Origin of the sequence: Streptomyces sp. NBC_00237, from assembly GCF_026342435.1 — a bacterium.
Taxonomy (GTDB): Bacteria; Actinomycetota; Actinomycetes; order Streptomycetales; family Streptomycetaceae; genus Streptomyces.
This window is the reverse complement of record NZ_JAPEMT010000001.1, coordinates 404,379-418,766: the sequence shown is the minus strand read 5'-3', so window position 1 is coordinate 418,766 and position 14,388 is coordinate 404,379. Positions and strand designations below refer to the sequence as shown.

Here is a 14,388-nt window from a genome sequence, read left to right as displayed (position 1 = left end):
CTCCGTACCACTTAAGATTTCTGCATGGCGGCCACTGGAATCGAGAAGCAGGAGTCGGCGGCGTACTACGTCACGACCCCCATTTACTACGTCAACGACGCTCCTCACCTGGGCCACGCCTACACGACCGTCGCAGGCGACGTGCTCACGCGCTGGCACCGTCAGCGCGGCGAGAAGGTGTGGTACCTCACCGGCACGGACGAGCACGGTCAGAAGATCATGCGCACGGCCGAGGCGAACGGCGTCTCCCCCCAGGAGTGGTGCGACAAGCTCGTCACCGAAGCCTGGAAGCCCCTCTGGGAGCACCTGAACATCGCGAACGACGACTTCATCCGCACCACGGAGAAGCGTCACACGGACCGTGTGCAGGAGTTCGTGCAGGACCTCTTCGACAAGGGCGAGATCTACAAGGGCGGCTACGAGGGCCCGTACTGCGTGGGCTGCGAGGAGTACAAGCTCCCGGGCGATCTCATCGAGGCCGAGGACGGGACGAAGCTCTGTCCCATCCACAAGAAGCCGGTGGAGATCCTCAAGGAGGAGAACTACTTCTTCAAGCTGAGCGAGTACGGCCCGAAGCTGCTGGAGTTCTACGAGGCCAACCCGGGCTTCATCCAGCCGGAGTCCGCGCGCAACGAGGTCGTGAACTTCGTCAAGCAGGGCCTCCAGGACCTCTCCATCTCCCGCTCGACCTTCGACTGGGGCGTCCCGGTCCCGTGGGACGACAAGCACGTCATCTACGTGTGGGTCGACGCGCTGCTGAACTACGCGACGGCGGCCGGTTACGGCTCCAACCAGGAGAAGTTCGACGAGACGTTCCCCGCGAACATCCACCTCGTCGGCAAGGACATCCTGCGCTTCCACGCGGTGATCTGGCCCGCGATGCTGATGGCGCAGGGCCTCCCGCTCCCCGGCAAGGTCGTCGCGAACGGCTGGCTGATGGTCGGCGGCGAGAAGATGTCGAAGTCGAACCTGACCGGCATCAAGCCGCAGGACCTGACCTCGCACTTCGGCGTGGACGCGTACCGCTGGTACTTCCTGCGCGCCATCTCCTTCGGCAGCGACGGCTCCTTCTCGTGGGAGGACTTCACCGCCCGTTACACCTCCGAGCTGGCCAACGACTACGGCAACCTCGCCTCACGCGTGGCCGCCATGGTCGGCAAGTACTTCGGCGGAGCCCTGCCCTCCGGTGACGCTTCCGGCGACGCCGAGAAGGCCGTGCACGAGGGCCTCGCGAAGGCCGTCGCCGAGGCGGACCGGCTGATCGGCGAGGAGCAGGACTTCCAGGGCGGCATCCTGGCGATCTTCGACTTCGTGAAGCAGGTCAACGGCTACATCACGGAGCAGGAGCCGTGGAAGGTCGCCAAGGACGAGTCGGAGGAGGGCCGGGCGCGGCTCGCTACCATCCTCTACACCTCCGCCGAGTCGCTGCGCGCGATGGCCGTCCTGCTCAACCCGGTCATGCCGGAGACCTCCCAGAAGCTGTGGGACTCGCTGGGCGCGGAGGCCGCCGGGCTGGGTGCGCTCGCCGCGCAGAAGGTGCAGGACGCCGGTGTCTGGGGGCAGCTCCCGGTCGGCGCGACGGTGACGAAGGGCGCGGTGCTGTTCCCGCGCCTGGAGGAGAAGCCCGCCGCGTAGCTCCTTGATGCGGTACGTGGTGGAGGGCCCGGGGTCGTGACGATCCCGGGCCCTTCGTCGTACGTACGGACATGTCGGACGGCACCAAGTCCCCCTGCCCCTCAAGGACTTGCCCACAGCGCGGTCTGGCAGACTCGCTCGCGGCGCACAGCAGCAACTCTGGTCACACCGTAGGGGGAAGTACGCATGTGGGGTCGGGGGACCGTGCTCGGCGGGCGGTACGCGCTGGGCGAGCGGATCGGCGGCGGCGCGATGGGCGAGGTCTGGCGGGCCGGGGACGCCGTGCTGGAACGTTCCGTCGCGGTGAAGATCCTGCTGCCGAAGCTGCTGGAGGACCCGCAGTTCGCAGCCCGCTTCCGGCGCGAGGCGAAGCTGCTGGCCTCACTGGGGCACCCGGGGATCGTCGACATCCACGACTACGGCGAGCAGGACGGGGCCGGTCCTGACGACGACCGGCTCGCGTACATCGTCATGGAACTGGTCGACGGCCGACCGCTGGACGAGGTCCGCGAGGACGAAGGCCCGATGCCAGCCGCCCGCGCGCTCGACCTCGTCGCCCAGGCCCTGGACGCCCTGCACACCGCGCACCGGGGCGGAATCGTGCACCGCGACCTCAAGCCGTCGAACCTCATGCTGCGCGCCGACGGCCGCATCACCGTCACCGACTTCGGCATCGCCCACAGCAAGGCCGCCTCCCGGCTCACCGCGTCGCACTCGGTGCTGGGCACGGCCCTGTACATCGCGCCCGAGCAGGCCGAGGGCCTCGCGATCGTCCCGGCCTCCGACCTCTACTCGCTGGGCGTCGTCACGTACGAACTCCTCACCGGGGAGCCGCCGTTCAACGGGGACACCGTCCTGGAGATCGTCCTCAAGCACCTCCGCGAACCCGCCCCCGCCCTCCCGGACTCCTTCCCCGCTCCGGTACGGGACTTCGTGGCGCGGGCACTCGCGAAGGCTCCGGAGGAGAGGCACGCGGACGCGGCGACGATGGCGGCGGCTGCGCGGGCCGCGGTGGGTTCGGCGGGGGAGGGGGCTCCTGGCCCGGCTCCGGTGGCTGCCCGGCCCCCGATGCCCCCGGCTCCGGTTGCGATTCCGGTTCCGGTTCCGGTCGTGCCGGAGGTGACGTCCGCGCCGCCCGTCCTCGTGTCCGGGCCGACCACGTCCGTGCCCGTACCGCAGCCGTGGTGGAAGCGGCTGCCCAAGCCGGTGGTCGTGGCCGTGCCCGTCGTCCTGTCGACCGCCACGGTGCTCACCTTCGTACTGATGCCGAACGTCCGGGAGGCCGACCTCGCCAAGCCAGGCCCGAAATCCTCCGTACCAGCAGGTCAGAAGCCTGGAGCCGCACTCCCGCCCGCACCCCACGGCACCCCCGGGGCCACCGCCACGGGCAGGCCCGCGAAGGACGGGGGTGCCAAGGACAAAGGCAAGGGCAAGGGCGACAGCGCCACGACCGGCGGCAACGACAGCAAGGACAAGCCCGGCACGGGGACGAGCTCCGGGCCCGGCGGCAAGGACACGGACTCCGGCAAGGGCGACGGCGGTACGGGAAGCGGTTCCGGTTCTGGTTCCGGGAGCGGCGGGGGTGCCAAGCCGCCGCCCGGTCCCGGCAAGCCCGGCAACTGCGGCGGCGACTCCTGGGGCGCGATCACCAACGTCGGCAGCGGCCGGAAGATGGGCCTGGCCGGGACCGACCCCGCGAGCACCGGCGGCAAGGTGGTCTCGGGCGGAAACACCCAGTTCGGGTGGGTGTCCGGCGGCAACCAGTTCCCCGAGTTCCACGCCTGCACCCTGGCGGGCAGCGCCCTCGGCCTCAAGCAGGCCCCCGCCTACGACGAGAAGACCGGCGTCGTGCTCGCCCCTTCGACCGGCTACTCCGGTTACGTCACCGGCTGGAAGACCACCCCCGCGGCCGGTGGTGCGGTCCAGATCAACTACTACGTCGGCGACGGCTGCGTCACCGACGTCGGCGCGGGCCGCCAACTGGCCGTAGACCCCTGCACCCCGGGCAACAAGCACCAGCTGTGGCGACTGCCCGGGTAGTGCCCCCGGCTCGACCCGCCCCCGGCCCCCGCCGGGTTCCGCCGCAGGCGGCGGGCCGTATGCCGAAGGGCCCGGAATCCGAGGATTCCGGGCCCTTCGTACGAGCGGGTGAGAGGGAGCCGTCGGGCTACTTCTCGACCGGCTTCCGCAGCTGGATGTTCAGCTCGCGCAGGCGGGTCTCCTCCAGGATCGTCGGAGCGCCCATCATGAGGTCCTGGGCGTTGCCGTTGAGCGGGAAGGCGATGGTCTCGCGGATGTTCGGCTCGTCGGCCAGGAGCATCACGATGCGGTCGACGCCGGGGGCGATGCCGCCGTGCGGCGGGGCGCCGAGGCGGAACGCGCGCAGCATGCCCGCGAACTCGCGCTCGACCGTCTCGGCCTCGTAACCCGCGATCTCGAACGCCTTGAGCATCAGGTCGGGCTCGTGGTTGCGGATCGCGCCGGAGGACAGCTCGATGCCGTTGCAGACGATGTCGTACTGGAAGGCCAGGATGTCCAGCGGGTCCTTCTCCTCCAGGTCCTTCAGGCCGCCCTGGGGCATCGAGAAGGGGTTGTGCGAGAAGTCGATCCTGCCGGTCTCCTCGTCCTTCTCGTACATCGGGAAGTCGACGATCCAGCAGAACCGGAAGACGCCCTCCTCGAAGTGGCCCGCACGCTTCGCGGCCTCGACGCGCACGCCCGACATGATCTTGGAGACCTCGTCGAACTCGCCCGCGCCGAAGAACACCGCGTGGCCGGGGACCAGCGAGAGCCGGTCGGTGAGCGCCTTGACGTCGTCCTCGGTGAGGAACTTCGCGATCGGACCCGCCAGCTGGCCGTCCTCGCCGACGCGGACCCAGGCCAGGCCCTTCGCGCCCTGCTCGACCGCGTAGTCGCCCAGGCCGTCGAAGAACTTGCGGGACTGACCGGCCGTGTCCGGGACGGGCAGCGCGCGGACGTGCTTGCCCGCGAACGCCTTGAAGCCGGACTCGGCGAAGACGTCCGTGACGTCCACCAGCTCCAGCTTGGCGCGCAGGTCCGGCTTGTCGTTGCCGTACTTCAGCATCGACTCGCGGAACGGGATGCGCGGGAAGGGAGAGGTGACCTCGCGGCCGCCGCCGAACTCGGTGAAGAGCTCGGTCATCAGCTTCTCGATCGGCTGGAAGACGTCTTCCTGCTCGACGAAGCTCATCTCGACGTCGAGCTGGTAGAACTCGCCCGGCGAACGGTCGGCGCGGGCGTCCTCGTCGCGGAAGCACGGCGCGATCTGGAAGTACCGGTCGAAGCCCGAGATCATCAGCAGCTGCTTGAACTGCTGCGGGGCCTGGGGGAGGGCGTAGAACTTGCCCGGGTTCAGACGGGACGGCACCACGAAGTCACGGGCGCCCTCGGGGGAGGTCGCGGTGAGGATCGGGGTCGCCATCTCGTTGAAGCCCAGCGCCACCATCTTCGAGCGGATCGCGGCGATGACGGACGAGCGCAGCATGATGTTGCGGTGCATGCGCTCGCGGCGCAGGTCGAGGAAGCGGTACTCCAGGCGGCGCTCCTCGTTCACCCCGTCCTCGGCGTTGATCGTGAAGGGCAGCGGGGCGGCGGCGCCGAGCACCTCGACCTCGGTGACCTCGATCTCGACCTCGCCGGTCGGCAGCTCGGGGTTCACGTTGTCCGCGCCACGGGCGGAGACCTTGCCGTCGATGCGGACGACGGTCTCCTTGGTCAGCTTCGCGAGGGCCTCGTTGGCGGGGGTGCCGGGACGGGCGACGAGCTGGACCAGACCGTAGTGGTCACGCAGGTCGATGAAGAGGATGCCGCCCAGGTCGCGACGGTTGTGCAGCCAGCCGCTCAGCCGGACGTCGGCGCCGACGTCGGAGGCGCGGAGCTCGCCGCACGTGTGGGACCTGTACCGATGCTGCATCGTTCATCCAATTCTTCGCGAGATTCTTCGCGAGACAGGCGGGAATCAACTTCCACCCAGGTTACCGGCCCGGCGCATCCCCTTTTCCGGGGCGGGCCCACACCCGCGTTTCCCGTGCCACGCCGTCCCGGGGCACAACCCCCGGGCCCCCGGCCGAGTCCTCCCGAGCATCGGATGTTTCACGTGCTGCACCGTCCCGGGGGACAACCCCCGGACCCCCGGCCGGGTCCTCCCTGGCGTCGGATGTTTCACGTGAAACGTCGCCCTTTTCGCCCCAAGCGGCCGGTCTCCGTACGACCTGGAAGGATGGCCCCATGCGCACCGAGGACGTGCTGGCCGCGATCGACACGGGCCTGTGGCGATGGAACAACGCGTCGGGGACCGTCACCTTCGACGCCGAAGCAGCACGTCTCGTCGGTCTGCCCGCCGACGAGGTGACACTCACCGAGTCCGCCGTCCGTGCCCGCTTCCACCCCGTGGACTGGAACGAGATACAGGGCATCGTGCAGCTCGCCGTCACCGAGGGCACCGTCGCGGAGGCCCGGCTGCGCGTGATGTCCGAGGACGGCCGCCACGTGCTGCGTACGGTGCGGAGCCGTTCCAAGCCCTTCGGCGGCGAGAGCGACTACCAGCTCATCGGCACCATCCAGGAAGTCGCGGAGTCCGCCCCCGGCACCGCCGCCCGCACCCCCGTGACCGGCGACTGGCGGCGCTCCCGTGAGGCGTTCCTGCTGGACGCGGGCCGGGCGCTGGCCGAGGCGCGGTCCACGGCGGAGGTGCTGCGGGTCGCCGCTTCCCTCTCCATGCCGGGGTTCTCGCCGGACGGCCTCGCGGTGTTCGGAGTGGCGGGAGACCGGCTGACGACGATCGGGCACCACGGGCACAAGCCCGGCGACGAGGACCCCTTCCGGGACATGCCGCTGGACACGGACTACCCGGCGGCCGAGGTCGTACGGACCGGGCGGGCCATCTACCTGCCCACCCCGGAGGAGTACCGGACGCGCTTCCCGGCGACCTGGCCGCTCGCCGAGGGCTTCGGGCGGCGCTCCTGGGCGTTCGTGCCGCTGGTCGTGGCGGGGCGGACGATGGGCGCGTGGATGGCGGGCTTCGCGCACCCGGTGGCGTTCACCCCCGACGAGCGGTCGGTGCTGACGACCGTCGCCCGGATGCTGGCGCAGGCCCTCGCCAGGGCCGGGGTGGAGGAGTCGGAGCGGGAGCTGTCCGAAGGACTCCAGCGCTCGATGATGCCGACCCTCGGGCCGGACATACCGGGCATGAAGGTGGCCGCACGCTATGTGCCGACCGGCGGCGGACTCCAGGTCGGCGGCGACTGGTACGACATGATTCCGCTGCCCAGCGGCCGGTTCGCGCTGGTCATCGGCGACGTACAGGGCCATGACGTACGAGCGGCCGGGCTGATGGGCCAGCTGCGGATCGCCCTGCGCGCGTACGCGTCCGAGGGCCACCGCCCCGACGCGGTCCTCTCCCGGGCGTCCCGCTTCCTGCACGGCATCACCGACACGTACGCCCCCGACGACCACTCCTCCCCCCGTTTCGCGACCTGCCTGTATCTGGAGGTCGACCCGGTGGACGGCACGGTCGAGCTGGCCAGGGCCGGGCATCCGGAGCCCGCCGTACGGATGCCGGACGGGACGGTCCTCGTCCGCACGACGGCAGGCGGCCTGCCCCTGGGCATCGACGCCGACACCGACTACCCGACGACCCGCCTCGCCCTGGAGCCCGGCGAGACGCTCATGGTGTGCACGGACGGGCTGATCGAGACGGGCGGCCACGACCTGGACTCGGGCTGGGCACGCATCCGTACGATCCTGGAGAGCCCCGAGGCCGACCCCTCCGCCAAGCTCGACCTGGAACGCCTCGCCGACGACCTCGTCCAAGCCGTCCACGGACCCCCCTCGCACCACACCACGGGCCCTCTCTCCGACCGGCGCGAGGACGACATCGCCGTGCTCCTGCTGAGCCGGGAGGCGGCCCGCGCCGACGGGACCTCCTCCGTACGGTCCACGGCGGTGACCGTCGCCCAGGCCGAACCCGAACGCATCGCGGGCACCCGCCGCCAGCTGCGCGAACTCCTCCACGACTGGGCCGACGAGGACCAGGTCGACTCGGCGGTGCTGATGGTCTCCGAGATGGTCACGAACGTCCTGGTGCACACCGACGGGGACGCCCTGCTGACCGCCCGCGCCACGGGCCCGGTCGGCTCGCGGACACTGCACGTCGAGGTGACGGACGTCAGCGACGAGCTGCCGCACAAGCGGCGACCCGGTGAGATGGCGTCGTCGGGGCGCGGGCTGCTGCTGATGGAGATGCTGGCCCACAAGTGGGGCGTGGACCCGCGCGGCGAGGGCAAGTCGATCTGGTTCGACCTCTACGAGGACGCCCCTCCGGCGTCGTACGAGGACTTCTGAGCCACTGACGGCGAGGACGGCCTGGCCGCGTAGTTCTTCCGGATCTCCGAGAGGACGCCGAACGCGGCGGCCGTCAGCGGCACCGCGAGCAGCATCCCGATGATCCCGGCGACGGACGCCCCCGCCGTAATGGCCAGCATCACCACCGCGGGGTGCATCTGCACGGTCCGGCTCTGGATCATCGGCTGGAGGATGTGCCCCTCCAGCACCTGCACGGCCAGCACCACCCCGAGCGCCCACAGCGCGATGACCACGCCCCGGTCGGCGAGCGCGACGAGGATCGCGACGGTCCCGGAGATGAACGCGCCGAGATACGGGATGTACGCCCCGACAAAAACCAGCGCCCCGAGCCCCACCGCACCCGGGACGCGCAGGATCAGCAGCCCGACGGTGATACACAGCGCGTCAATCAACGCGATGAACGTCGTTCCGCGCATAAAGCCCTCGACCGCCTCGAAGGCCCGCCGCGCCATCGCCTCGGCCGTGTCGGCGGAGTCCCCGGGCGCGAAGCCGCGCAGGGAGGCCATCGCACGGTCGGAGTCCCGCAGGAAGAAGAAGATCAGCAGCATCGCCAGCACAGCGGTCGCGACGATCTCGCCGACGATGCCGACCCCCGCCAGCACCCCGGACGCGGCCGTCCCGCCGAACTTGGCCAGCAGGTCCTGCGCCTTGTCCCCGAGGTCACCGAGGGTGGTGCCCTCGCCCCCGAACTTCTCCAGCAGATCGGTGGCGGCGCGCTGCACGGACGAGACGATCTGCTCTCCGCTGTCGATCAGAGCATTCACCACGACCCAGGACGCACCGCCGACGACGGCGACGACCGCCGCGCAGGTCAGCCCGGCGGCCAGGGACTTGTTGACCTTCATCTTGATGAGCCGTCGGTAGAGCGGTCCGAGGAGCGCCGTCCCGAGGAGCGCGAGCAGCACGGGCGTCACCGCCGTCTTGAAGGTGACGCACAACCAGATCCCCACCGCCACGACCCCGGCGACGAGCAACGCGACGACACACCAGGCGGCGATGCGGCGGGCGGGGTCGGGGAGCAGGGGCTTGTCCATGAAGCCACCCGACCACGCCCCTCACGGCCCCGCCCCCGGACGAGGTCCGCGCGAGTGACACCCCATCAGGGGCGCGGGGAACTGCGCGACCAGCCATCACACACCCGCGCGTACAAACCCACCCACCCGCCGCGCGGCGAGCGCTTTAGGTGAAGGGGCGGGGCAGGGGCCAAAAACCCGCCGAAGGCGGGTCCGGGGGCCCGGGGGCGAAGCCCCCGGCAGTAACCCCAGCCCCCACCCACCCGCACCCCAACCTCCCCACCCTCCCTACATCCCGTGCACCGCCGGAACCTTCCCCAACCGCCCCGCCTGAAAGTCCTCGAACGCCTGCTTCAACTCGGCCTGACTGTTCATGACGAACGGCCCGTAGTGCGCCATCGGCTCCCGAATCGGCCGCCCACCCAACAGCACGACCTCCAGGTCCGGCGTGTTCGAGTCCTGCGACTCGTCCGCCCGCACGGTGAGCGAGCCGCCCTCGCCGAAGACCACCGTCTGTCCCAGATGCACGGGACGACGCTCCGCACCCACGGTGCCGCGTCCGGCCATGACGTACGCGAGACCGTTGAAGTCCTCCCGCCAGGGAATGGTGATCTCGGCACCGGGCCTGAGCGTCGCGTGGATCATGACGATCGGCGTGTGCGTGATGCCGGGACCCTTGTGCCCGTCGAGCTCGCCCGCGATGACGCGCATCAGCGCACCGCCGTCCGGAGAGGTGAGCAGCTGGACCTCGCCACCGCGGATGTCCTGGTAGCGCGGACGCATCATCTTGTCCGCGGCCGGCAGGTTCACCCACAGCTGGAGACCGTGGAAGAGGCCGCCGGACATCACCAGGGACTCCGGCGGTGCCTCGATGTGCAGCAGACCGGCGCCGGCGGTCATCCACTGGGTGTCGCCGTTCTTGATGGTGCCGCCACCACCATTGGTGTCCTGGTGGTCCATGACGCCGTCGATCAGGTACGTGACCGTCTCGAAGCCGCGGTGCGGGTGCCAGGGGGTGCCCTTGGGCTCTCCCGGCGCGTACTCCACCTCGCCCATCTGGTCCATCATGATGAACGGGTCGAGGTAGTCGTACTTGATTCCGGCGAACGCGCGGCGCACCGGGAAACCCTCCCCCTCGAAGCCGCTGATCGCATCGACGACACCGAGCACGGGACGCGCCACGGCGCCCGCCGGGGCGACGACCTTCGGCAGGGTGAGCGGGTTCTCGACAGTTACTGCGGGCATTGCGAGCCACCTCCAAGGGGGATGTTCACCATTCAATTTAGTTGAATCCTGAACATCCCGCAAGGCGGACAGAAACGCGGGAGGGGCGGCGGACCGTCCGCACGGTCCGCCGCCCCTCCCCGAAACCCCGAGAAGCCCCGCCTCAGCCGTACATCCGGCGCATCGCGAAGTCGACCATCTGCTCCACGGCCTTCGCGTCGAACACCATCCGGTGCTCGCCCTCCATGTCGAGCACGAAGCCGTACCCGGTCGGCAGCAGGTCGATGACCTCCGCACCCGTGATCACGAAGTACTTGGACTCCTTGCCCGCGTACCTGCGCAGCTCCTTGAGCGTGGTGAACATCGGGATCACCGGGTGCTGCGTGTTGTGCAGCGCCAGGAACCCGGGCCCGTCGCCGCGCGGGCAGTAGACCTTCGACGAGGCGAAGATCTGCTGGAAGTCCTCGGCGGACAGCGTCCCGGTCGTGAACGCGCGCACCCCGTCGGCCAGCGAGGGCGGCGACGGCTCGGGGTACAGCGGCTGCTCCCCGTACCCGCCCTGCTGCTGTTGCGGCGGCTGCGGCGGGGCGTAACCCTGCTGGGCACCCCCCGGCGGGGCGTAGCCCTGCTGCGCGCCCGGATTCTGCTCGTAGCCATACATGCGGGAAAGAGTAGTAGGCGAACCTCCCCGACCTCAGCGGGCCGGGATTTCTGTCCGTCGCACACCACGCAGCCGATACGGGACGACGCCCTGGCCGTACTCGCGAGTACCGCCATCGCTGTTCCGATGTGCGCCCGCCAGCGGCGGGGACAGCAACATCCACTCAGGCGTGCACGCCGTCGTGAAGGGCCCGGTTCCGGGCACTACCGCGTGCTTCCCGCCCTCGCGCCCCACCGGCCCGCCCTGCGGCGACCTGGCGGGACCCGTGGCGTTCCCGCTGGTCCGGAGACCATCCGGGTACGGCTCGCAGATACTTCACCCGCATCTCCGTGGCGGGTGGCACCGGGACGTAAGCCCCGTCGTTGACGGCCAGGGTGTGGATGTTCACCCCGCCCACCGCGTCCCGGTGAAGCACCAGGGCACAGTTCGGGTTGACGCAGACATAGGTCCGTCCTCGCACCTTCCGCCGGGTGAGGCAGAAGGGGCAGGACTGCGAGGAGTACGCCTCGCTGATGTGCTTGATCCGCAGGCCGGTCTTGTACGCCAGTTGGCGCTCCTGCACCCCCCGCTCCCACTGCGACAGCTGCTGGCGCGTGGAAGGTGAAGCCCTGCGCTTCCTCGCGGTGTCGCGCTCGATCCCGCGTACGTCCCCAACGACTAGTTGCACCACCACACGGGCCCCTTCGGGCGCTGCTTGCCAGTGGGCCTCCACCTGCTCGCGGACAAACCCATTGGCTTTGGCCGTCACCTGGTGGTTGAAGTTCTTCAGCTGCCGCCGGGTTTTCGCCGCCAGCTTCTTCCTGGCCCGCGTGAGCCTTCGATGCCGCCTCGATCCCGTGCGACACCGGGAGAGCTTCGACTGCAGGCGCGCATGCCTTTTGTTCCTTCCCCGCTTGATGGAACGGGCGCTGCGGCCGTTGATCACCGCGATCTCGTATGCGCCGTCCGGGGCCCGGGAAGCCATCGTCATCGAGTTGATGACGCCTTCGTCCACCGCGACCGTCACCACCCGTGTTCCCGCCGCCTGGTCATGCCGGGGCAGAGCCTGGGCCAGCCTGTCGTCCGGGCCCCGGTGAGTGATGTGCAGCGACCACCGGCGATCTGCCGAGTCCCAGCAAAGTTTCATCTCGCCCCAACGATCGGGGTCGACCGACTGCCCTTCCCGATCGGTGAACTCGGGTACCGGGATGATGATCCGCTCCCGGCCCCGCCCCAACGACAGTGCCAGGCGTCCGCCGGGGGTGAGCCGCCAGCCGGACCGAGCACTGAGCATGAGCGGTCGGTAAGCCTTTTCCCGCCAAGGGAAGCGGATGCCCTGCATGCCATGGGCCCTACCGGTCCGTGTGGTGGCAATCGCCTCCGCAAGGTCATACGCGACCGCTGCCGCGGTGTGCGCATGCAGTGGCCTGAACTCCGGGGGCAGCGAAATCACGTACCGCCGAATGTCTTCCGGCCCGGGAGAGCGCCCGGAATGCCACTCGGCCCGCACCCAGCTCACTGCCTTGTTCCACAGCTGCGCCGAGGCATGACAAGCGTCGTGCGCCCGGACGTAGTCGGACCGGTTCAACCACGCGGGCACCACCGCCGTAAGCACACGTGTGGTCACCGGCCCTGCCCCCTGAGACGTCCGCCACGACTCTCAGCGACCCTGAGCACATCGGCAAGGCACTCCGAGAGCCGCACGCCCGTACGCCGCAGTTCCGTCTCCGAAGCGGACGGGTCCGCCAACAGCGGCTGGGCCAGGACCAGCGTTTCGGCTCCCATGCCGAGCTGCACGTCCTCCATACGATCAGCAATCCGCGACACGTATCCCGAACCGTCGTCCTCCGCGCTCAGATAGCACGGCATTCCGTCGGCGCGCGACCACGGCAGGAGCCGGGCCTCCGTGACACACCGCCGCTCGTCTTCCCCGTCCACACTTCGCACCACGAAGCCCTCCGTCAGCCCTTCCCCGCAAGGAATAGGCACCCTACTTATGCACTCATGCACTCATGTGCATGAGTAGACTCAGCATTCCGCTCAGCCGCTCGGTCGTCAACGGGTTCTGAAAATAACGGAGTTGGGAACTTTCGTTCGATCAGTCAATCGACTGCCGGGATGCGGTACTCCAGCACGAACCGGTCCGCGTTCATGACGGTCTCGCACACCTCAACCACTCTCCCGCCCCGGGACACGGCCTGCCTCGTGAGCTCGATCAACGGGGCTCCGGCACTCAGCCCGAGCGAGGCGCACTCACGGCGGCCCGCAGTACGCACACGCACCGTCTCCAGAAACTCCTCCAGCTCGTGCCCGTTCTCCTCCAGCCGGGCATAGATGCCACCGGGCCCCGGATTCTCCTGGAGGAGTTCCGGAACGGCTTCCGCCAGCTCCCAGGGCAGGTAGGACGTCGCCTCCTCGGCCGGTACGCCGTCGTTGAAGTACAGCCTCTTCCGAGCGAGCACCCGGACCCCCGCCGTCACACCGAGCCGCGCCGCGACCTCCTCGGGGGCCGCCAGGGGCCCGATGTACAGCACGCTCACTCTGACGGCCACACCCGACCTTTCCGCCTCGACCACATAGGCGGCTCGCCCGGCCCGTCGGTGCGCACGACGGAACCTGTCGGAGGACTTGCGGCGCATGGGCGGGCGAGCGCGTACGTACGACCCCTTGCCCTGATGGGTTTCCACCAGGCCGTCGGCGCGGATCTCGGCCATGGCCTTGCGAATCGTGCCTACCGAGACTCCGTACCGGGCCATCAGCTCGCTTTCGCTGGGGATCTGCTGTCCGGGCTCCAGAACACCGACCCGGATCTGCCGCGCCACATCGTCGGCGACCTGGAGGTACTTGGGCATCGGCCCCCTGTGATCAGTCTCGTCCCGCATAGCTCCCCGCTTCCTCCTATGCTCCGCCGCATGGGTAACAACGTGGCCGACAGGCAGTCAACACCACTGCACTCAGTCTCCGTTGCGGGAGCCGTGATCCGGGACGACGGCCGCGCTCTCGCCATCCAGCGAGCCGACAACGGCGCATGGGAGCCACCGGGTGGGGTCCTCGAACTCCATGAATCACCGGAGGAGGGGGTCCGGCGGGAAGTCCGCGAGGAGACGGGGCTGGACGTCACTGTCGGGCCACTGTCCGGCGTGTACAAGAACGTCGGCCGAGGCATCGTCTCCCTCGTCTTCCGCTGCTGTGCAGGCCAAGGCAACCCGCACCCGACCGATGAAGCAAGAACCGTCGCCTGGCTCACGAGGGAAGAGGTCGCCGAGCTCATGACCGAGGCGTACGCGGTGCGCATTCTGGACGCCTACGCCCCGGGCGCAACGCCTGTCCGTACCCACGACGGCACACGGATCACCTCTCACCAGGCTTGACCGGCCAAGGTGACCAGAGCCTCACCCGGGATGGCCCCACAGGGGTTGCGGCTTATTACCGACGGGTAGCATCATCGTAGCTACTTGCTGGTATTTGTACGAGGATCCTGCCTCCCCGAAT

General features: G+C 69.4%; 11 protein-coding genes. 4 read left to right on the top strand and 7 right to left on the bottom strand.

The genetic code is table 11. The features are described 5' to 3' along the window. Nucleotides 1-24 precede the first annotated feature (24 nt). Together metG and OG897_RS01650 are read left to right on the top strand one after the other, a co-directional pair. Nucleotides 25-1,635, top strand: coding sequence for a methionine--tRNA ligase (metG, locus tag OG897_RS01655; RefSeq protein ID WP_266652126.1), 1,611 nt, complete (start codon nt 25-27; stop codon nt 1,633-1,635). 186 nt (nt 1,636-1,821) lie between these two features. Further along, a complete protein-coding gene (locus tag OG897_RS01650) occupies nt 1,822-3,675 on the top strand; it encodes a serine/threonine-protein kinase (protein ID WP_266652124.1) in 1,854 nt (617 codons plus the stop codon). 127 nt (nt 3,676-3,802) lie between these two features. On the opposite strand, the gene aspS is transcribed toward OG897_RS01650, so the two are convergent. Then, nucleotides 3,803-5,569 carry an aspartate--tRNA ligase gene (gene aspS, locus OG897_RS01645; RefSeq protein WP_266652122.1) on the bottom strand — a complete coding sequence of 589 codons (1,767 nt, stop codon included), beginning with the start codon at nt 5,567-5,569 and terminating at the stop codon, nt 3,803-3,805. Nucleotides 5,570-5,883: 314 nt separating this feature from the next. On the opposite strand from aspS, the gene OG897_RS01640 reads away from it, so the two are divergent. Then, on the top strand, nt 5,884-7,998 hold the full coding sequence (locus tag OG897_RS01640) for a SpoIIE family protein phosphatase (RefSeq protein ID WP_266652120.1): 2,115 nt from the start codon (nt 5,884-5,886) through the stop codon (nt 7,996-7,998). Here OG897_RS01640 and OG897_RS01635 read toward each other — a convergent pair. The 6 genes from OG897_RS01635 to OG897_RS01610 all read right to left on the bottom strand — a co-directional run bounded on the left by OG897_RS01635 (nt 7,959) and on the right by OG897_RS01610 (nt 13,748). Continuing rightward, a complete protein-coding gene (locus tag OG897_RS01635; RefSeq protein WP_266652118.1) occupies nt 7,959-9,053 on the bottom strand; it encodes an AI-2E family transporter in 1,095 nt (364 codons plus the stop codon). The genes OG897_RS01640 and OG897_RS01635 overlap by 40 nt on opposite strands. 267 nt (nt 9,054-9,320) lie before the next feature. Next, nucleotides 9,321-10,277, bottom strand: a complete 957-nt coding sequence (locus OG897_RS01630) for a pirin family protein (RefSeq protein WP_266652116.1) — start codon at nt 10,275-10,277, stop codon at nt 9,321-9,323. Nucleotides 10,278-10,419: 142 nt separating this feature from the next. Next, a complete protein-coding gene (locus OG897_RS01625; protein WP_266652115.1) occupies nt 10,420-10,917 on the bottom strand; it encodes an SseB family protein in 498 nt (165 codons plus the stop codon). A gap of 163 nt (nt 10,918-11,080) precedes the next feature. Continuing rightward, nucleotides 11,081-12,523: a transposase gene (locus OG897_RS01620; protein WP_266652114.1), complete on the bottom strand. Its 1,443-nt coding sequence runs from the start codon at nt 12,521-12,523 to the stop codon at nt 11,081-11,083. After that, the gene (locus tag OG897_RS01615; RefSeq protein ID WP_266652113.1) at nt 12,520-12,846 is read right to left on the bottom strand and encodes a hypothetical protein; all 327 of its coding nucleotides are present in this window, start codon (nt 12,844-12,846) and stop codon (nt 12,520-12,522) included. Before OG897_RS01615 ends, OG897_RS01620 begins: the two co-directional genes overlap by 4 nt. Nucleotides 12,847-12,998: 152 nt before the next feature. Beyond that, nucleotides 12,999-13,748: a GntR family transcriptional regulator gene (locus tag OG897_RS01610; protein WP_266652112.1), complete on the bottom strand. Its 750-nt coding sequence runs from the start codon at nt 13,746-13,748 to the stop codon at nt 12,999-13,001. A 60-nt stretch (nt 13,749-13,808) separates the two neighbouring features. Here OG897_RS01610 and OG897_RS01605 point away from each other — a divergent pair, with 60 nt between their 5' ends. Then, nucleotides 13,809-14,267 (top strand): NUDIX hydrolase, encoded by a 459-nt coding sequence (locus OG897_RS01605; RefSeq protein ID WP_266652110.1) that lies wholly within the window; start codon nt 13,809-13,811, stop codon nt 14,265-14,267. The last annotated feature ends 121 nt before the right edge of the window (nt 14,268-14,388 follow it).